The organism is Bordetella sp. 2513F2 (assembly GCF_054642735.1).
On record NZ_CM137755.1, the window covers coordinates 4,116,314 to 4,132,670 of the forward strand.

Consider the following 16,357-nt stretch of genomic DNA (forward strand, 5'->3'; position numbering starts at 1 on the left):
CCCAGGCTTGCGCCCCGGCCGGATATGCAGCAACATCGTCCGGTCGCCGCTGCCCCGCCCCGCCATGTTCGACGAAGCCGAATCCGACCCGGTACTGCCCAAGCCCCAGTTCAAGCGCCGGGAGCCGCGGCTGCGCACCGCCCTGCTCAAGGCCCAGTACGACATGCTCGCCGACGCGCAGCGCGCGCTGCTGATCGTGGTGGCGGGCATCGACGGCGCCGGCAAGGGCGCCACGGTGAACCTGCTGAACGAATGGATGGACCCGCGCCACATCCACACCATGGCCTACGGCCCGCCCACGCCCGACGAGGCCCAGCGGCCGCCGCTGTGGCGCTACTGGAACGAGCTGCCGCCCAAGGGGCGCATCGGCATCGTCTTCGGCTCCTGGTACGTGCCCTTGCTGAAGGAGGCCGCACGCAAGCATCCGCGCGTCGGCCGCATCGAACGGCACGCCGAGGAAGTCCGCGCCTTCGAGGCGCACATGGCGGCCAATGGCGTACAACTGCTCAAGCTGTGGTTCCATCTGTCGCCGCAGGCGCAGCTCGAGCGCACCGAACGGCTGCTGTCCAGCCCGGAAACCGCATGGCAGGTGACGCGCGCCGACCGCAAGGTGCACAAGCATTTCCAGCGGCTGCGCACGGCCGGCGAAACCGCCCTGGTGCGCACCGACGCCGGCCATGCGCCCTGGCTGGTCGTGCCCAGCGCCAATGAAGAGATGCGCACCCTCGTCACCGCCGAGGCCGTGCTGAAGGCGCTGCACCGGCGTGCGGCGCCGCGCGTGCCGGCGGCCTTCTGGCCCCAGGCGCCGCGCAAGGGGCACGCCGACCGCCTCGGCAGCCTCGACTACGCCGCGCGCGTCGACAAGGACGACTACGAATCCGAACTCGGGCTGCTGCAGGGCCGCCTGGCCCGCGCATCCCGCTCCGCGGCCTTCCGCTCGCATTCGCTGATCCTGGTCTTCGAAGGGCAGGATGCCGCGGGCAAGGGCGGCACCATACGCCGCGTCACCCATGCGCTGGATGCGCGCCAATACGTGATCACGCCGATCAGCGCCCCCGCCGACTACGAGCTGGCGCGGCCGTACCTGTGGCGCTTCTGGCGCCGGTTGCCGGCCCACGGCCGCATCGCCATCTTCGACCGTTCCTGGTATGGCCGGGTCCTGGTCGAGCGCGTCGAGCGCCTGACCGCGCCACCCGACTATCGCCGCGCGTACGGCGAAATCAACGATTTCGAGCACCAGCTGCACGCAGCCGGCGCGATCGTGCTGAAATTCTGGCTGGCCGTCACCCAGGACGTGCAGCTCGAGCGCTTCCGCGAACGCGAGCAATCGCCTTTCAAGAACTTCAAGATCACACCCGACGACTGGCGCAACCGCAAGAAGTGGGCCGAGTACGCCGATGCGGCCAACGAGATGCTGGCGCGCACCGACACCGACGTCGCGCCCTGGCACGTCGTCTCCGCCAACGACAAGCGCTACGCGAGGCTGCAGGTACTGCGGCACATCGTCGAAGCCCTGGAATCCCGACTCCGATAACGCCCATGAGCACCCTGGAAATCCGCCCCGTCACGCAGGCCGACTTCGACGCCTGGCTACCTCTCTGGAAAGGCTACCAGGCCTTCTACCGCGTCGACATCGACGATGCCGTCACCCGCCATACCTACGCGCGGTTCCTCGATCCCGCCGAGCCCATGCACGCCGCGCTGGCCGTCTCCGCCGGCCGGGCGGTGGGCCTGGTGCACTGGATCTTCCACCGCTCGACCTGGACGGCCGGCGACTACTGCTACCTGCAGGATCTCTACGTCGACCCCGACGTGCGCGGCACCGGCGCAGGCCGGGCGCTGATCGAGCACGTATACGCCGCTGCCGCCCGCCACAACGCGGCGCGCGTCTACTGGCTCACGCACGAGACCAACCACACGGCCATGCAGCTCTACGACCGCATCGCCGACCGTTCCGGCTTCATCCAGTACCGCAAGGTGATGCCGTGACCATGCACGATCCGGCCTGCCCGCTGTGCACCCAGGAGGGCGGCAACCTGCTGTGGCGCGGCCCGCACCTGCGCGTGGTCGAGGTCGACGATGCCGACTATCCCGGCTACACGCGGCTCGTCTGGAACAGCCACCTGGCCGAAATGACCAGCCTCTCGCATCATGGCCGGGAGCTCATGATGCGGGCGGTATGGGCAGTGGAACAGGCGCAGCGCGACGTGCTGCATCCCGACAAGATCAACCTGGCGGCGCTGGGCAACATGGTGCCTCACCTGCATTGGCACGTCATCCCGCGCTGGCGCAACGACAGGCACTTCCCCGACGCCATCTGGGCGCCGCCGCGCGTGGCGCCCGGCAGCGAACCGCCGGGCTGGCAGGCGCAGCGCGACCAGGTCCGCGCCAGCCTGCCGCGCTACCGCGACAGGCTGGTCGAAGCCATGGACGCGCTGCTCTGGCACTAGCTGCCGGCGCTCAGAGGGTGGTGGCCATGGCCGGATCGCTGATGCCGTGCTTGCCGGTCTCCACCCGGCCCGCGAAACGGCGCGTCACGCCGTCGGCGAGCAGCGTGAAGTCGTACCAGTTGCCGCTGCTGGCCAGCTGCCAGTGCCGCTCGACGACCTCGCCCGCCGGCACATCCAGCGTCCAGGGGCCATCCTTGCGGTAGGCGTTGGCTTCCAGCCTGACGCTGGCCGCCGCCGCGCCGCCATTGGCCACCTTCACATAGACCGCACCCTTCTGCGCGTCGTAGCAGACCTGCGCCTCGACCGGTGCGCCGGTGGCCGTGTTGCCGCCGAACGTGCGCACGAAGCCGTTGCTGCTGTAGACCCACAGGTCGTAGTCGCCGCCATCGGCGGACGCGTCCCACACGTCTTCCAGCGTCTTGCCGGGTTCCACCGTGTAGCGGCGCGGGATCAGGTCCAGGTGCTTCTTGTCGTACACATGGAACACCGCGCCCGCCGTGCCGGTGTTGCTGAATATCAGCGTGACGCGCCCGTCCTCGCCCACGCGGGCGCTGGTGTGCAGTTCGTAGGGCAGCGCACGCGAGTAGCGGGTGCCCTTTTCCTGGAACAGCGGCTGCGGCGTCAGCGGCGGATCGGCACGCGGCAGGGTGCGCTGCTGGGCCTCCTGCGCCGCGTAGTCGCTGTTGTCGGGCAGCACGGGGAACGACGGATCGTTGGGGCTTTCGAAGTCGAAGGCGGAGGTCAGGTCGCCGCACACCGCGCGGTGCCAGGGGCTGATGCTGTCGACGGTGAGGTCGAAGCGCTTTTCCAGGAAGCGGGCCAGCGAGGTGTGGTCGAACACTTCCGAACTCACCCAGCCGCCGCGGCTCCACGGCGAGATCACGTACATGGGCACGCGCGGCCCCAGGCCCCAGGGGCGGGTCGTGCCGCTGATGGTGTCATCGGGGTGCAGGTACTTGCGGTCGGGGTCGTAGAAGTACTCGCCGTCCAGCGGCACCGTGGACTTGCCCATCAGCTTGCCATCCGCATCGTACGAGGGCACTGCGGGCGGCGGAAGATGGTCGAACAGGCCGTCGTTCTCGTCGAAGGTGATGAAGAACGCGGTCTTGCTCCAGACCTCGGGATTGCTGGTCAGCGCATCCAGCACGCGGGAGATGTAGTCCGCGCCCTGCGAGGTGCTGCCGCCGCCGCCCGGGTGTTCCGACACGGCCGGCCAGGGCAGCACCCACGATACTTCCGGCAGCGTGTCGTTGCGCACGTCGTTCGTGAGGTCTTCCAGGCTGTAGTGCTTCATGCCCTTCTCGTACAGCGGCGAGCCGGGCTCCGCGGTGCGGAACGATTCGAATGCCAGGCCGCCGTGCATGGCGCCCGTCCAGTTGTTGTTGGGATCCTGGTAGAAGCGCCAGCTCACGCCCGCCTTCTCCAGCAGGTCGGGCAGCGTGGGCCACTTGAACGACGAGCCCTGGTAGGTGTAGCCCGGTTCCGGCAGCGCGCCGGTGATCCAGCAGCGCAGATTGTTCGGCTCCGAGTCGGCATCGGTGCAGTTGATGCCCTGGCGGCCCAGCTCCGGATTGAAGTTCGATCCCGACCAGAACACGATGCGGTTGGGATCGGTGCCCGTGGTGATAGAACAGTGGTATCCGTCGCAGATCGTGAAGGCCTCGGCGAGCGCGTACTGGAAGGGAATGTCGTTGCGCTTGTAGTAGCCCATCGAGTGCACGTTCTTGTACTTGGGCCAGAAGTCCAGCTTGCCCTGGTTCCAGGCCGCCTGGGCGTCCGAGAACGAGTGAGGGGTGCCGGGCACGAAGATCGCGTTCATGGTCTCGCGGTCCAGGTGGTAGGGCGGCACCTCCTTGGTGCCGTCCGACTGGAACCATACCGGCTTGCCGCTCGCCAGGGGAATCGGGAAGCGGTCGCCGAAGCCGCGCACCCCGCGCATGGCGCCGAAGTAGTGATTGAACGCGCGGTTCTCCTGCATCAGGATGACCACGTGCTTGACGTCCTTGATGGTGCCGGTCTCGACCGATGCCGGAATGGCCAGCGCGCGCTGGATGGAGGCGGGCAGCAGGGCCGCCGCGGACAGCGCGCCCATGGTGCCGGCCGATTTGCGCAGGAAGTCGCGACGGTGGGCATTGCGCGGCGGGATGCCGCCGGACGCCGGAGGAAGATGCTTGCTCATAGGGATTCTCACGCAGGAAAAGAGGGAAACGGGGCGGGCGGAAGCGCTGCGCCGGTCAGGGCGCACACCGCAGCTGCGGCTCGGGCTTGCCGGGTTGTCCGGGCTCGCCGGGCTGCTCTGGTGTTTCCGGCGGGTTGGGCGGGGCATCGTCGTCGTCGCTGTTGCAGGCAGCCAGCAGGCACAGCAGCAGACTGGCCGCCAAGGCGGCCCAGGGGCGTGTGGGAGAGCGGTTCATCAGCAGGTCCTCATGCGGGGTGGATCGTCGATGGATGCAAGCCTAGGCACGCCACATGACAGAGGAATGAAATTAGCTCAATAATTAATTCTTACAAACTGAGCTTTATTCAGATAGACTGTCTCCGCAGTCATACTCAACACGATGCCCCGGCTGCTTGCCCACGACCATTCCCCACCGGCCCCGGCGCCGGGCCATGACGACCACCCCTACCGGCACGCCGGCAGCGCCAGCCTGATACTGGACCTCGACGGCACCCTGATCCGCGAGCACGAACCCCTGGATGGCGCGTCCGCGCTGCTGCATGCGTTCCGCGGCCGCTTCGTCATCGTGTCGAACAATTCCACCCACACTTCCCGCCAGCTGGCGCAGCGTCTGCAACGCATGGGCTTGCCCGTGCGGCCCGCAGACCTGGTCCTGGCCGGGGAGCAGATGGTGGCGTACCTGCGCCGGGAGCACGCCGGTGCGCGCGTGCTGCTGCGCGCCTCGGCGGCGCTCAGGCGCCACGCGGCGGCGCGCGGCTGCCAGCTGGTCGACCGCGACGCGCACGTGGTGGCGCTGGCCCTGGACAAGCGCTTCGATTACGCAGCGCTGTCGGACCTCGTCCGTGAACTGGCCCGGGGCGCCAGGCTGGTGGTCAGCAACGCCGACCTCAGCCATCCCGGACCCGATGGGCTGGCCATACCCGAGACCGGCGCGCTGCTGCAGGCGGTGCAGGCCTGCAGCGGCATCGTGCCCTGGCATGTGGTGGGCAAGCCGGAGCCCGCGATGTTCCACGAAGGACTGCGCCGGTTGGGCAGCGCGCCCGCCGCCACGCTGGTGATCGGCGACAACCCCGACACGGACGCCCTGGGCGCCCGCCGGGCTGGTCTGCGGCACGTGCTGGTGGGCAATGATGCCCGGGCGTCGGCGGCCACGCCGGCAGAGCTGCTGGCGCGCTGGCGCACCGCAGCGTGAGGCCCTAATAGCGCTTGAGCGAAAGCACGTTGAAGGTGCTCTTGAGCGTGGCCACCGATTTGTCGTAGTTGGCCAGCGCCAAGCAGGCGATCAGGGCGTCGATGATGGCCAGCTGCGCCAGCCGGCTCGTCATGGCTTCCGTGCGGAAGCGGGTTTCGCGCGCCATGGTGTGCAATTGCACGTCGGCATAGGCCTGGATGGGCGACTTGCCGAAATTGGTGATGCAGATGGTGCGCGCGCCGGCCTCCTTGGCCAGGCGCGTGGCCAGCACCGTCTCGTGCGTGCTGCCCGAATGCGAAATGGTGAGCACCGCGACCTCGGGCCCTGTGAGCGAGGCGCTGATCGCCTGCACGTGCGAATCGGTGACGGCCGTGGCGTTCAGGCCGATGCGCAGCATGCGGTAGTGCGCATCCTCGGCGATGGTGGCCGAGCTGCCGATGCCGTAGATCTCGATGCGCCGGGCCTGGGCCAGCAATTGCACCGCGCGCTCCAGCGCCTTCGTGTCGAGCACCGAAGCGGTTTCCTGCAGGGCCTGGATATTGCTCTGGAAGATCTTCCCCACCACCGCCTCGGCGCTGTCTTCGGGGGCCAGGTCTTCGTGGATGTATTGCACCGGCCGCACGATCTCCTGCGCCAGCGCGATCTTGAGCTGCTGGAAGCCCGTGGCCCCCACCATCTTGCAGAAACCGATCACGCTGCCTTCGCTGGACCCGGTTTTCTCGGCCACCTCGCTGACCGACATGTGCACCACCTGGCCAGGATGCCGGCTGACGAATTCCCCGATGCGCTGGGCCGCCGGCCCCATCGTGGACAGCAGGCTCTGGATGCGCGCCAGCATGGCGGACGGCGCCGCATTCGAAGCGGCAACATCAGTGCCGGACGGGGAGGATTTCTTGGTGGTGACCATGGGTACTCGCTACGTCGCGTCATTCTCGCATGGCAACATGAAAGGCATGGGGCATACTGGGAGGCGCAGCGGGCCGCATGCATTTTCGTTCAGCTAGAATTCAGGTTTCGCCGCATGGAGACATGATGACCCTGCCCACCACCCCGGCGCAACGCCCGAAATCGCTGCTGCTGGCCTTCCTGCAATCGGAGGCCATCGGCGGCTATGTCCTGATGCTGGCAGCCGTGCTGGCCCTGATCGTCGCCAATTCCCCGCTGGCCCCGGCCTATTCCGGCGTGCTGGAAACCAAGCTGGGCTTCGCGCTCGGCCCCCTCGTCCTCAAGGAATCCGTGCTGCACTGGATCAACGACGGCCTGATGGCCGTGTTCTTCCTGCTGGTGGGCCTGGAGATCAAGCGCGAGATGCTCGACGGCCAGCTGCGCGGCATGTCGCGCGTGGCATTGCCCGGCATCGCGGCGCTGGGCGGCATGGCGGTGCCGGCGCTCATCTACCTGCTGGTCAACCAGGGCAACCCGGAAGGCCTGCGCGGCTGGGCCATTCCCGCAGCCACCGACATTGCCTTCGCGCTGGGCATCCTGGCCCTGCTGGGCAGCCGCGCCCCCACCTCGCTCAAGATCTTCCTCACGGCGCTGGCCATCCTCGACGACCTGGGAGCCATCGCCATCATCGCGCTGTTCTATACCGACGAGCTCAACGTGGCGGCGCTCGGCGCCTCCGGCGCGCTGCTGGCGGCGCTGGTGGTGCTGAACCGCCTGCGGGTCGAGAAGCTGTGGCCCTACCTGCTGCTCGGCGTGGTGCTCTGGTATTTCGTGCTCGAGTCGGGCGTGCATGCCACGCTGGCGGGCGTTGCCCTGGCGCTCACCATCCCGCTGCGCCGCCAGGACTACAACCAGCCCGGCCGCGAGCATTCGCCGCTGCATGCCCTGGAGCATGCGCTGCATCGCCCGGTGGCCCTGGCCATCGTTCCCATCTTCGGCTTCGCCAACGCGGGGGTGTCGTTCACGGGCATGGGGCTGGAGAGCCTGGCCGAGCCCGTACCGCTGGGCATTGCGCTGGGCCTCTTCCTCGGCAAGCAGTTGGGTGTGTTCGGCTTCAGCTGGATCGCCATCCGCGCCGGCATCGCCACCATTCCGCACCAGGCGTCGCTGCTGCAGCTGTATGGCGTGGCGCTGTTGTGCGGCATCGGCTTCACCATGAGCCTCTTCATCGGCGCGCTGGCCTTCAGCGATCCCGCCACCATCGACGCCACCAAGATCGGCGTGCTGGGCGGTTCGCTGCTGTCGGCCGTCTCGGGCTACCTGCTGCTGCGCCTGGCGCGCGGGCCCGCCGTATCGGCCGAGTCCTCCGCGCCGGTGGCCGCCCGCTGAGGCGGGGCGCCGCGGTGCCGGGCTGCCGGCCTGCACACCGGGCGCCGCCGCGTCCGGCCACGCAGCCGGCGAACTGCATGCAGACTGCCCGCAGCCTGTGCCACAATTCCGGCCATGCCTGCAGACAACCGCCTAGCCCCCGACATGCTGGCCGCCGACGCGGCCGCCCTGGCCGCTCCATGGCGCCGGGCCCTGCAGGCCCCCGAGGCCGCCCGTGCGCTGCAGGCCGTGATCGCCTATGTAGAGCAGCGCCTGACCGAAGGCGCCACGGTATATCCGGCGCGGCCCTGGCGTGCGGTGCAGGAGCTGGCCCCCGCCGATGTGCGGGTGGTGATCCTGGGCCAGGATCCCTACCATGGCCCGGGCCAGGCCCAGGGCCTGGCCTTCTCGGTGCCGGACGACTGCCGCACTCCTCCGAGCCTGCGCAACATCCGCAAGGAAGTGGCGGCGGACGACCCGGGCGCCGTGCTGGCCGGCAACGACCTGGCCGCCTGGGCGGCGCAGGGCGTGCTGCTCCTCAATACCTGCCTCACCGTCGAAGACGGCAATGCCGGCTGCCATGCCAAGCGCGGCTGGGAGGCCGTTACCGATGCGCTGATCGCGGCCGTGGCCGCGGATCCCGCCCCCAAGGTGTTCATGCTGTGGGGCGCGCACGCACAAGCCAAGCGCGCCCTGCTGCCGCCCGATGGCCGGCACCTGGTGCTGGCCGCCAACCATCCTTCGCCGCTGTCGGCCACGCGGCCGCCCGTGCCATTCGTGGGCTGCGGGCATTTCCGCCGGGCCAACGAATGGCTGGCCGAACGCGGCTCGGCACCCATCGACTGGTCGATGGGCCGCACAAATATCGGACAGCAGCAGGAATTCGCGCTATAATTACTGCGCTGCACAACTCGGATTCGGCATTTTTCCCTATGGCAAGGCATCCGTCCTTGCTCACTGCAGTCCATCCGGCCCGCGCCGTTGCGTGATACACGCCCGGCAGCATCCCGGCCTGGTTCCATGCCGAACCTCATCGATTCCTGACCTCTTTCCATTCGCCACGCGCTTCCGCACGGAACCCCGCACGGAACCGCCCTCGCGCACGGTTGATTCGGTCGGCACGATGCTCCATCAACCGCTGCCTGGATCCCGGCCCCACTTTCTTTGGCCCGGCCAAGCGCACATGCCGTCATGCACGGCGAGGAAGCGCGAATGTCTTTCGCTGAAATGGGTCTTGCGCCCACCCTGTTGTCCGCTCTCGAAGAGACCGGTTTCTCCACGCCCACTTCGGTCCAGGCCGCCGCGATCCCGCAGGCGCTGGCCGGCCACGACCTGATGGTCTCTTCGCAGACGGGCAGCGGCAAGACCGCGGCCTTCATGCTGCCCGCCCTGCACCGCATTGCCCGGGAATCGGGCCAGGGCGGCGTGGGCGTGCAGGTGCTGGTGCTGGCCCCCACGCGCGAACTGGCGCTGCAGGTCGCCGAGGCCACGCAATCGTATGGCCGCAATCTGCCGGGCCTGCGCACCGCCACCGTGGTGGGCGGCATGCCCTACGGCGCGCAGCTGAAGGCGCTGTCGCGCCGCGTCGACGTGCTGGTGGCCACGCCCGGCCGCCTGATCGACCACCTGCAGGCCGGCCGCGTCAAGCTGGGCCAGGTGCACACGCTGGTGCTCGACGAAGCCGATCGCATGCTCGACATGGGCTTCATCGAAGACATCGAGACCATCGTGGGCCGCCTGCCCGCCGAACGCCAGACGCTGCTGTTCTCGGCCACGCTCGACGGCACGGTGGCGCGCCTGGCCGCGCGCATGATGCGCGACCCGCAGCGCATCGAAGTGTCCGGCCATCGCCAGAAGCACACCAACATCACGCAGAGCCTGCTGTACGCGGACGACGCCGCGCACAAGATGGCGCTGCTGGACCACGTGCTGCGGGATGCCCGCCTGGACCAGGCCATCATCTTCACCGCCACCAAGCGCGGGGCCGACAGCCTGGCCGACACGCTGGCCGACCGCGGCTTCGCGGCAGCCGCGCTGCACGGCGACATGAACCAGCGCCAGCGCACGCGCACCCTGACCCAGCTCCAGCGCGGCCAGGTCCGCGTGCTGGTGGCCACCGACGTGGCGGCGCGCGGCATTGACGTGCAAGGCATCAGCCATGCGGTCAATTTCGACCTGCCCATGCAGGCCGAAGACTACGTGCACCGCATCGGCCGCACTGGCCGCGCCGGGCGCGACGGCCTGGCCTACACGCTGGCCACGCATGCCGAGCGCCACAAGGTGCGCCGCATCGAGCACTACATCGGCCAGTCGCTGACGGCCGAGGTCATCCCCGGCCTGGAACCGCGCCAGGCGCCGCGTGCCGGTGCGCCGGCGCGCCACGGCAAGCCGGGCGGCAAGCCTTATGGCAAGCCCCAGGGCAAGCCGTTCGCCCGGCCCGCGGGCAGGCCCTACGAGAAGCGCGAGGGCGGCTATGCCGGTCCGCGCCATGAGACCGCCGCTCCCACGACCGATTCGCGGCCGGCGCGCGGTTTCGTGGACCGCAGCGCCGAGGCGGGCCCTGCCCGTCCGGTCGGCGGCGAATGGGCCCGCCGCGCGCCGCGCGGCGACTGGCGCGCCGAGCGCGACCAGGCCCTGCGCGGCGAGCGCAGCCCTGCGGAGCGCCCCGCCCGCCCGGGCCATGAGCGTCCGGCCCACGCCGAACGCGCACCCCGCGAAGGCGGCTGGCATGCTGCCGAACGCGCCCCGCGCCCTGCCGGCGAGTACGCGCCCCGCCATGGCGAGGCCCGCAAGCCGCAGGACCGCCCCTACGGCCAGCCCGCCGGCAAGTCGCATGCCCGTCCGGCCGGCAGCAAGCCCTTCGGCGCCTCCTACGCCAAGCCGTATGCCAAGCGCGACGGCGCTGCGCGCCAGGGCAAGCCGGCCGCTCGCCGCGGCTGATCGCCCTGCTCCCCGCCCCGGCGGGGAGCCTTCCCCGCTCGTGGGAAAATAGCGGCCATGCAACGCACCGCCGCTTCCTCTCTGCCCCCCCTCGACGAACACGCCAGCGCCCACAGCGCGTGCATGGCCGCGCATCTGCGCGAGGCCGTGCGTGCCGCCGGGGGCTGGCTGCCGTTCGAATCGTGGATGGAGCAGGCGCTGTACGCGCCGGGCCTGGGCTATTACACCGCGGGCGCCGCCAAGCTGGGCGCCAGCCCCGGCGCGCCCGGGCACGCTCTGCCCGCGGGCGATTTCGTCACCGCGCCGGAACTCTCGCCGCTGTTCGCACGCACCGTGGCGCAACAGGTGCACCAGGTGCTGAACGATACCGGCACCGATGCCGTGCTGGAATTCGGCGCCGGCACCGGCGCGCTTGCGGAGGGCGTGCTGGCCGGCCTGCAGGATCTCGGCCTGGCTGCCCGCTATTTCATCGTCGAAGTCTCGGCCGACCTGCGGCAGCGCCAGCAGGCGCGGCTCGCGCCCTACGGCAGCCGCGTGCAGTGGCTGGACGCGCTGCCCGAGTCCTTCGAGGGCTGCGTGCTTGCCAACGAGGTGCTGGACGCCATGCCCGCCGCGCTCTTCGCATGGAGCGACACGGCACAGGTGATGGAGCGCGGCGTGACGCTGGCAGACAGCGGGGACTTCGCCTGGTCAGACCGGCCGGCGCGGCCGGCGCTGGCGCAGGCGGTGGCGGCGCGCATGCCGCCCCTGCCCGGGTACGCCTCGGAGCTGAACCTGCGTGCCGAGGCCTGGATGCGCGAGCTGGGCCGCTGGCTGAGCCGCGGCGCGGCGCTGTTGCTCGACTACGGCTTTCCCCGCCACGAGTACTACCATCCGCAGCGGGCGGGCGGCACGCTGATGTGCCACCTGCGCCACCACGCGCACGCCGATCCTTTCGCGGCGCCGGGCCTGCAGGACATCACGGCGCACGTGGACTTCACCGCCATGGCCGACGCCGCCCTCGCCGGCGGGCTGGACGTCCTGGGGTATACCTCGCAGGCGCGCTTCCTGGTGAATGCCGGCCTGCTGGAACTGCTGGCCCGGCTCGACCCTGCCGACGCGGCCGGCTATGCCCGCCTGGCCGGGCCCGTGCAGACGCTGCTGTCGGAGGCGGAAATGGGCGAACTATTCAAGGTGCTGGCCGTGGGCCGCGGCATCGACGGGCCGCTGGCCGGCTTTGCGCGCGGCGACCGGCGCGGGGCGCTGTAGCCCGCGCCGAAACGGCTGCGCTCCGGACCTGCGCCCCCTGCTCCCTTTTGGACCGCGGCGCGTACGGCGATTCAGCGTTGACAGGACTCTAGGTATCCGCTGCGGCCAGCGCCTGCAGGCGCGCCGCGCGCAGCGCCGGCTTGATGCGCGCCGGATCGCCGCCGCAGGCCCGCGCCACGGCGCCGGCATCCACACCCCGCACCGCCTGCACGCGCGCCTGCCAGCGTGCGGTGTCCACCGGAACCAGCACCGCCGCGGCGGCCAGCAGCGCCATGTAGCGCTCGGGCTTGCGCAGCGCGTCGCAGCGCTCCAGCACGTCCAGCCAGCCTTCGGCGTCGGCGGCGTGCGGCAGGGCCTCCAGCAGGACGGGCAGCAGGCGCGCATGATCGGCGCACTCGGAAGGCACGCGCAGGCGCCGTGCCAGCTCGTCGCGCGCAGGCGCGCGGCGGCACAGCAGCGCATAGCGGCCCGGCAGCGCCAGCCCGGCCCCGGCGGCCCGGTCGAGCTCGGCGCCGGTGGCACGCGGATCGCGCAGTTCGGGCAGGATGCGCGCCAGCGCCCCGGCCTCGTCCAGAACTTCGAGCATGCGCGAAGGCGTATCGGCCATCAGCCCGCGCGACACCTCCTTCCAGACCCGTTCGGCCACCAGCGCGTCCACCTCGCCTTCCTCGGCCATGTGGCGGCACAGCGCCAGCGTCTCGGGCGCCACCGTGAAATCGCCGAAGCGCGCCGCAAAGCGCGCCAGCCGCAGCACCCGCACCGGGTCCTCGACGAAGGCCTCGCCCACGTGGCGCAGCACGCGCGCGCGCAGGTCGGCCTCGCCGCCCAGCGGGTCCACCAGCTGGCCTTCGGGCGTGCGCGCCATGGCGTTGACGGTGAGGTCGCGCCGGCACAGGTCCTGCTCGAGGGTGACGTCGCGCCCGGTGTAGAAGGTGAAGCCCTGGTAGCCGCGCCCCGACTTGCGCTCGGTGCGGGCCAGCGCGTATTCCTCCTTGGTGCGCGGGTGCAGGAACACGGGGAAATCGCCGCCCACGGGCACGAAGCCGCGCCGGGTCATGTCTTCGGGCGTGGCGCCCACCACCACCCAGTCGCGGTCGCCGGCGGGCAGGCCCAGCATGGCGTCGCGCACCGCGCCGCCCACGACGTACACCTGCAGTCCGTCGATGGCCGGGTCGGCGTGTCGCGTCACGGCCGGCCCGGGCCCGTATTGGCCGCCATGGCCTGCGGCGGCACGATCCGGCCCAGGCGGGCCTTGAGGGATTGCGGCTGGCCGCTGAACAGCGCCGCGTAGTACGTGGCGTTGGCCAGCACGTGCTTGACGTACAGCCGCGTCTCGGTGAACGGAATGGTTTCCGCGAAGATCGCGCCCTCGACCGGATGGCTGAGCGAGGCGCGCCAGTTGCGCGGACGCCCCGGGCCGGCGTTGTAGCCGGCGCTGGCCAGCACCTGCGAGCCGTCCAGGCCCTGCAGCACCATGTTCAGGTACTGGGTGCCGAGCTCGGTGTTGACGTCGAAATCGTGCACGCTCGAAGGCTTGAAGTCGGCCATGCCGATCTTGCGCGCCACGTACTTGGCCGTGGCCGGCATCAGCTGCATGAGCCCGGAGGCGCCGACGTGCGAACGGGCCTCCGTGACGAAGCGCGACTCCTGGCGGATCAGGCCGTATACCCAGGCAGGATCCAGCCCGATGGCGCGGGCCTTGGCGCTGACCCGCCCCTCGAAGGGCGCGATGTAGCGCTGGGTGAAGTCGAATTCGTTCCGGGTGAGCTCGGACGTGTTGACGACGCGGTCGTAGATGCCCTCGGCCCGCGCCAGTTCGGCGGCGGCCAGCAGCTGCCGGTCGGACATGCCGCGCAGCGCGAAATTCCACTCGGGCACCGCCTCGGGCCGCCAGCCCAGGCGGAACAGCTCCACCGCGCGCTGCAGGCCGGGGTTGGCGCGGGCCTCGGCCATCTCGGCGTCGGTGACGGGCGCAGCCATGGGCGGCACGCCGACAGGCCGGCCCAGCTCCTCGGCGGCGAGCTGGCCATAGAACTCGAACTTGCCCGCGATGCGCTCGTAGCCCTGCCGGGCCGTGTCGGTGCGGCCCAGGGCCGCATGGCCGCGGGCCTTCCAGTACACCCACACCGCCTCGGCCTGCTGCGACGTGGGCATCTCCTCGATGGAGGCGATCACCCAGGGCCAGTCGATGGGCGACTCGCGCAGCGCGGCGCGCACGCGCCACGCATGGTTGTATTCGGTGAGGCGTACCGAGCCCGCCTCGCGGTACCACTCGTGCGCCCGGCCGTCATGGTTCAGCGCGGCGATCAGCGCGAACTGGCTGCGGATCCAGGCCACGTGGGCCTTGGGCAGGTGCGGGGCCCATTCGCGCCGCAGATAGGCGTCGCCCACGTCCATGTCGGCGCGCGCCAGCCGGGCCAGCGCAATGGTGACCAGCTCTTTTTCGTTGCGGCCCACGGGCGATTTGCTCTGCCGCACCAGCCACTTCATCGGATCCTTCAGCAGGGCGGCGAACGCCTTCTGGTCGGCCGGCTCGAAGATGTAGGCTGCGAGCTTGCGCGCATCCGCGGTGCGGTCGACTTCGATCGCGTCGCGCAGCTGCGGCAGGATCTCGTCCCAGCCGAGCACGCCGTCGGCCACCAGCTGGTCGTAGAGCTGCCAGCACGAGGTGCCGGGCTGGAAGACGTCCAGGGCCTCCTGGGCGCGGGCCCGCTGGCCGGTCATGTGCCGCGCCTCGAGGCGGGCGCAGCCCAGCTGGGCGCTGCCGGTCTGGGGCTCGCCGAGGTCGCGGGCGCCTTCGAAGTCGCCGCTGCGCACGGCCACCATGATGGCGTCGCCGCGCAGGCGGTCTGCCAGGTAGGTGCCGGCATGGGCGTCGAGGAAGCGCTGCACCGCCGCGGTGGGGCGCTGCCCGCCCGGCGGGTTCCAGAGCTGGTAGCGCAGCAGCCAGTATTCGGCGTAGGGCTGCAGCGGATCGCCTGCGGCCTGCGGCAGGGCGGCGCCCAGCACCGACCACTGCTTGGCCCGCATGGCTTCGCGCGCGGCCACCACGGCCTGGCGCGCAGGGCCGTCGGGCGAGGGCGGCAGCCCGGCCAGCACGGCGCGCGGCACGGCAATCACAGGGCTGGCCTGGTCCGGCCTGGCGACGGCGGGCGCGCCGTTCGCCGCGGCGCGCTGCTGGGCGTCGACGGGAGCGCAGGCGGTGGCCACGAGGGCCAGCGCCGGCAGCCAACGCCGCAGGGCGCCGGCCGTGGCGGCGGATTTCTGATAACGTCGTGGTTCTAGATCCCGCTGCATGACCATCCCGCTGCCCTTCACCCCTGACTGCATGGCAATCCAAAATACCGCACAGGATAACGCAGTCGCGCTACGCGCGCGATTGCGGCAGGCCCGCGCCGGCATCCCCGAGCGCGACCGCGCGCGCGGCGCGCTGCTGATGCGCGGACGCCTGTTCAGCTGGCTCAATGCCGCCCGCGCGCAGCTGGGCGGCAACCCCCTCAGCGTGGCGGCGTTCTGGCCCATGGATCACGAGCCCGACCTGCGCCCCCTGCTGGAGCAATGGGCCGGCAACGGCATACGCGTCTGCCTGCCGCGCATGCAGGCGCCCGGCGAACCGCTCGCCTTCCACGCCTGGGAACCGGGCATGGCGCTGGAAGCCGGCCGCCACGGCATCCAGGAACCGCGCTCGGGCGAGCCCTGCGTGCCCGACGTCGTGCTGGTGCCCACGCTGGGCTACACCGGGGAAGCCGACCGCCTGGGCTACGGCGGCGGCTACTACGACCGCACGCTCGCCGCCCTGGCGGCGGCCGGCCACCGCCCCGTCGCGATCGGCATCGCCTGGGCCGAAGGCCTGCTGCCCCCGGACTACCGCCCGGCGCCGCACGACGTGCGGCTCGACGCGGTGCTCACGCCCGAAGGCTGGGTGCCGGCAGCGCCGCTGGACGCAGCGCCCTCGGGCCCGGCCGCCCCCTCGCGGCGGTTCATCCTGCGCTGAGCATCGCGCACCGTCCTGACGCCAGGCGTGCCATGGCGGTGCAGATGCAGGCATGCGCCACGGCCGGCGATGCACCACTGCTGTGCGCCGCAATGCGATTC

14 protein-coding genes are annotated in these 16,357 nt (G+C 70.7%); 9 read left to right on the plus strand and 5 right to left on the minus strand.

Translation table 11 applies throughout. The features are described 5' to 3' along the window. Positions 1–64 precede the first annotated feature (64 nt). From pap to ACYBYQ_RS19500, 3 genes are read left to right on the plus strand one after another with little or no spacing between them, the layout of a single operon-like run. Positions 65–1,534: a polyphosphate:AMP phosphotransferase gene (gene pap, locus ACYBYQ_RS19490; protein ID WP_459616073.1), complete on the plus strand. Its 1,470-nt coding sequence runs from the start codon at positions 65–67 to the stop codon at positions 1,532–1,534. Between the two features lie 5 nt (positions 1,535–1,539). Continuing rightward, on the plus strand, positions 1,540–1,989 hold the full coding sequence (locus ACYBYQ_RS19495; RefSeq protein ID WP_459616074.1) for a GNAT family N-acetyltransferase: 450 nt from the start codon (positions 1,540–1,542) through the stop codon (positions 1,987–1,989). 2 nt (positions 1,990–1,991) lie between these two features. Further along, complete coding sequence (locus ACYBYQ_RS19500) at positions 1,992–2,450, plus strand: HIT family protein (protein WP_459618825.1); 459 nt, start codon at positions 1,992–1,994, stop codon at positions 2,448–2,450. A 10-nt stretch (positions 2,451–2,460) separates the two neighbouring features. Here ACYBYQ_RS19500 and ACYBYQ_RS19505 read toward each other — a convergent pair whose 3' ends face one another. Continuing rightward, positions 2,461–4,629 carry a phosphocholine-specific phospholipase C gene (locus ACYBYQ_RS19505; protein ID WP_459616075.1) on the minus strand — a complete coding sequence of 723 codons (2,169 nt, stop codon included), beginning with the start codon at positions 4,627–4,629 and terminating at the stop codon, positions 2,461–2,463. A gap of 55 nt (positions 4,630–4,684) precedes the next feature. Then, positions 4,685–4,864 (minus strand): hypothetical protein, encoded by a 180-nt coding sequence (locus ACYBYQ_RS19510; protein ID WP_459616076.1) that lies wholly within the window; start codon positions 4,862–4,864, stop codon positions 4,685–4,687. A gap of 144 nt (positions 4,865–5,008) precedes the next feature. Between ACYBYQ_RS19510 and ACYBYQ_RS19515 the strand changes: the two genes are divergently transcribed. Next, on the plus strand, positions 5,009–5,821 hold the full coding sequence (locus ACYBYQ_RS19515; RefSeq protein ID WP_459616077.1) for an HAD-IIA family hydrolase: 813 nt from the start codon (positions 5,009–5,011) through the stop codon (positions 5,819–5,821). Between the two features lie 4 nt (positions 5,822–5,825). On the opposite strand, the gene ACYBYQ_RS19520 is transcribed toward ACYBYQ_RS19515, so the two are convergent. Next, a complete protein-coding gene (locus ACYBYQ_RS19520) occupies positions 5,826–6,659 on the minus strand; it encodes a MurR/RpiR family transcriptional regulator (protein ID WP_459618826.1) in 834 nt (277 codons plus the stop codon). 200 nt (positions 6,660–6,859) lie between these two features. On the opposite strand from ACYBYQ_RS19520, the gene nhaA reads away from it, so the two are divergent. The 4 genes from nhaA to ACYBYQ_RS19540 all read left to right on the plus strand — a co-directional run bounded on the left by nhaA (position 6,860) and on the right by ACYBYQ_RS19540 (position 12,262). Beyond that, positions 6,860–8,095: a Na+/H+ antiporter NhaA gene (gene nhaA / locus ACYBYQ_RS19525; protein ID WP_459618827.1), complete on the plus strand. Its 1,236-nt coding sequence runs from the start codon at positions 6,860–6,862 to the stop codon at positions 8,093–8,095. A gap of 114 nt (positions 8,096–8,209) precedes the next feature. Continuing rightward, positions 8,210–8,968: a uracil-DNA glycosylase gene (locus ACYBYQ_RS19530; RefSeq protein WP_459616078.1), complete on the plus strand. Its 759-nt coding sequence runs from the start codon at positions 8,210–8,212 to the stop codon at positions 8,966–8,968. 318 nt (positions 8,969–9,286) lie between these two features. Next, on the plus strand, positions 9,287–11,014 hold the full coding sequence (locus ACYBYQ_RS19535) for a DEAD/DEAH box helicase (protein ID WP_459616079.1): 1,728 nt from the start codon (positions 9,287–9,289) through the stop codon (positions 11,012–11,014). Between the two features lie 57 nt (positions 11,015–11,071). Beyond that, positions 11,072–12,262 (plus strand): class I SAM-dependent methyltransferase, encoded by a 1,191-nt coding sequence (locus ACYBYQ_RS19540; protein WP_459616080.1) that lies wholly within the window; start codon positions 11,072–11,074, stop codon positions 12,260–12,262. 88 nt (positions 12,263–12,350) lie between these two features. On the opposite strand, the gene ACYBYQ_RS19545 is transcribed toward ACYBYQ_RS19540, so the two are convergent. Together ACYBYQ_RS19545 and ACYBYQ_RS19550 are read right to left on the minus strand one after the other, a co-directional pair. Then, a complete protein-coding gene (locus tag ACYBYQ_RS19545) occupies positions 12,351–13,451 on the minus strand; it encodes a tRNA nucleotidyltransferase/poly(A) polymerase-related protein (protein WP_459616081.1) in 1,101 nt (366 codons plus the stop codon). Then, complete coding sequence (locus ACYBYQ_RS19550; protein ID WP_459616082.1) at positions 13,448–15,559, minus strand: lytic transglycosylase domain-containing protein; 2,112 nt, start codon at positions 15,557–15,559, stop codon at positions 13,448–13,450. The genes ACYBYQ_RS19545 and ACYBYQ_RS19550 overlap by 4 nt, the downstream gene beginning before the upstream one ends. Positions 15,560–15,590: 31 nt before the next feature. Between ACYBYQ_RS19550 and ACYBYQ_RS19555 the strand changes: the two genes are divergently transcribed. Continuing rightward, complete coding sequence (locus ACYBYQ_RS19555; RefSeq protein WP_459616083.1) at positions 15,591–16,256, plus strand: 5-formyltetrahydrofolate cyclo-ligase; 666 nt, start codon at positions 15,591–15,593, stop codon at positions 16,254–16,256. The last annotated feature ends 101 nt before the right edge of the window (positions 16,257–16,357 follow it).

What these genes read in the sequence shown, in the direction of transcription:
- ACYBYQ_RS19510 (WP_459616076.1), bottom strand. Translation starts at nt 4,864, where the DNA reads ATGAACCGCTCTCCCACACGCCCCTGGGCCGCCTTGGCGGCCAGTCTG.
- ACYBYQ_RS19550 (WP_459616082.1), bottom strand. Translation starts at nt 15,559, where the DNA reads ATGCAGCGGGATCTAGAACCACGACGTTATCAGAAATCCGCCGCCACG.
- ACYBYQ_RS19540 (WP_459616080.1), top strand. Translation starts at nt 11,072, where the DNA reads ATGCAACGCACCGCCGCTTCCTCTCTGCCCCCCCTCGACGAACACGCC.
- ACYBYQ_RS19520 (WP_459618826.1), bottom strand. Translation starts at nt 6,659, where the DNA reads ATGCTGGCGCGCATCCAGAGCCTGCTGTCCACGATGGGGCCGGCGGCC.
- ACYBYQ_RS19555 (WP_459616083.1), top strand. Translation starts at nt 15,591, where the DNA reads ATGGCAATCCAAAATACCGCACAGGATAACGCAGTCGCGCTACGCGCG.
- ACYBYQ_RS19505 (WP_459616075.1), bottom strand. Translation starts at nt 4,629, where the DNA reads ATGAGCAAGCATCTTCCTCCGGCGTCCGGCGGCATCCCGCCGCGCAAT.
- ACYBYQ_RS19515 (WP_459616077.1), top strand. Translation starts at nt 5,009, where the DNA reads ATGCCCCGGCTGCTTGCCCACGACCATTCCCCACCGGCCCCGGCGCCG.
- pap (WP_459616073.1), top strand. Translation starts at nt 65, where the DNA reads ATGTTCGACGAAGCCGAATCCGACCCGGTACTGCCCAAGCCCCAGTTC.
- ACYBYQ_RS19535 (WP_459616079.1), top strand. Translation starts at nt 9,287, where the DNA reads ATGTCTTTCGCTGAAATGGGTCTTGCGCCCACCCTGTTGTCCGCTCTC.
- ACYBYQ_RS19495 (WP_459616074.1), top strand. Translation starts at nt 1,540, where the DNA reads ATGAGCACCCTGGAAATCCGCCCCGTCACGCAGGCCGACTTCGACGCC.
- ACYBYQ_RS19500 (WP_459618825.1), top strand. Translation starts at nt 1,992, where the DNA reads ATGCACGATCCGGCCTGCCCGCTGTGCACCCAGGAGGGCGGCAACCTG.
- ACYBYQ_RS19530 (WP_459616078.1), top strand. Translation starts at nt 8,210, where the DNA reads ATGCCTGCAGACAACCGCCTAGCCCCCGACATGCTGGCCGCCGACGCG.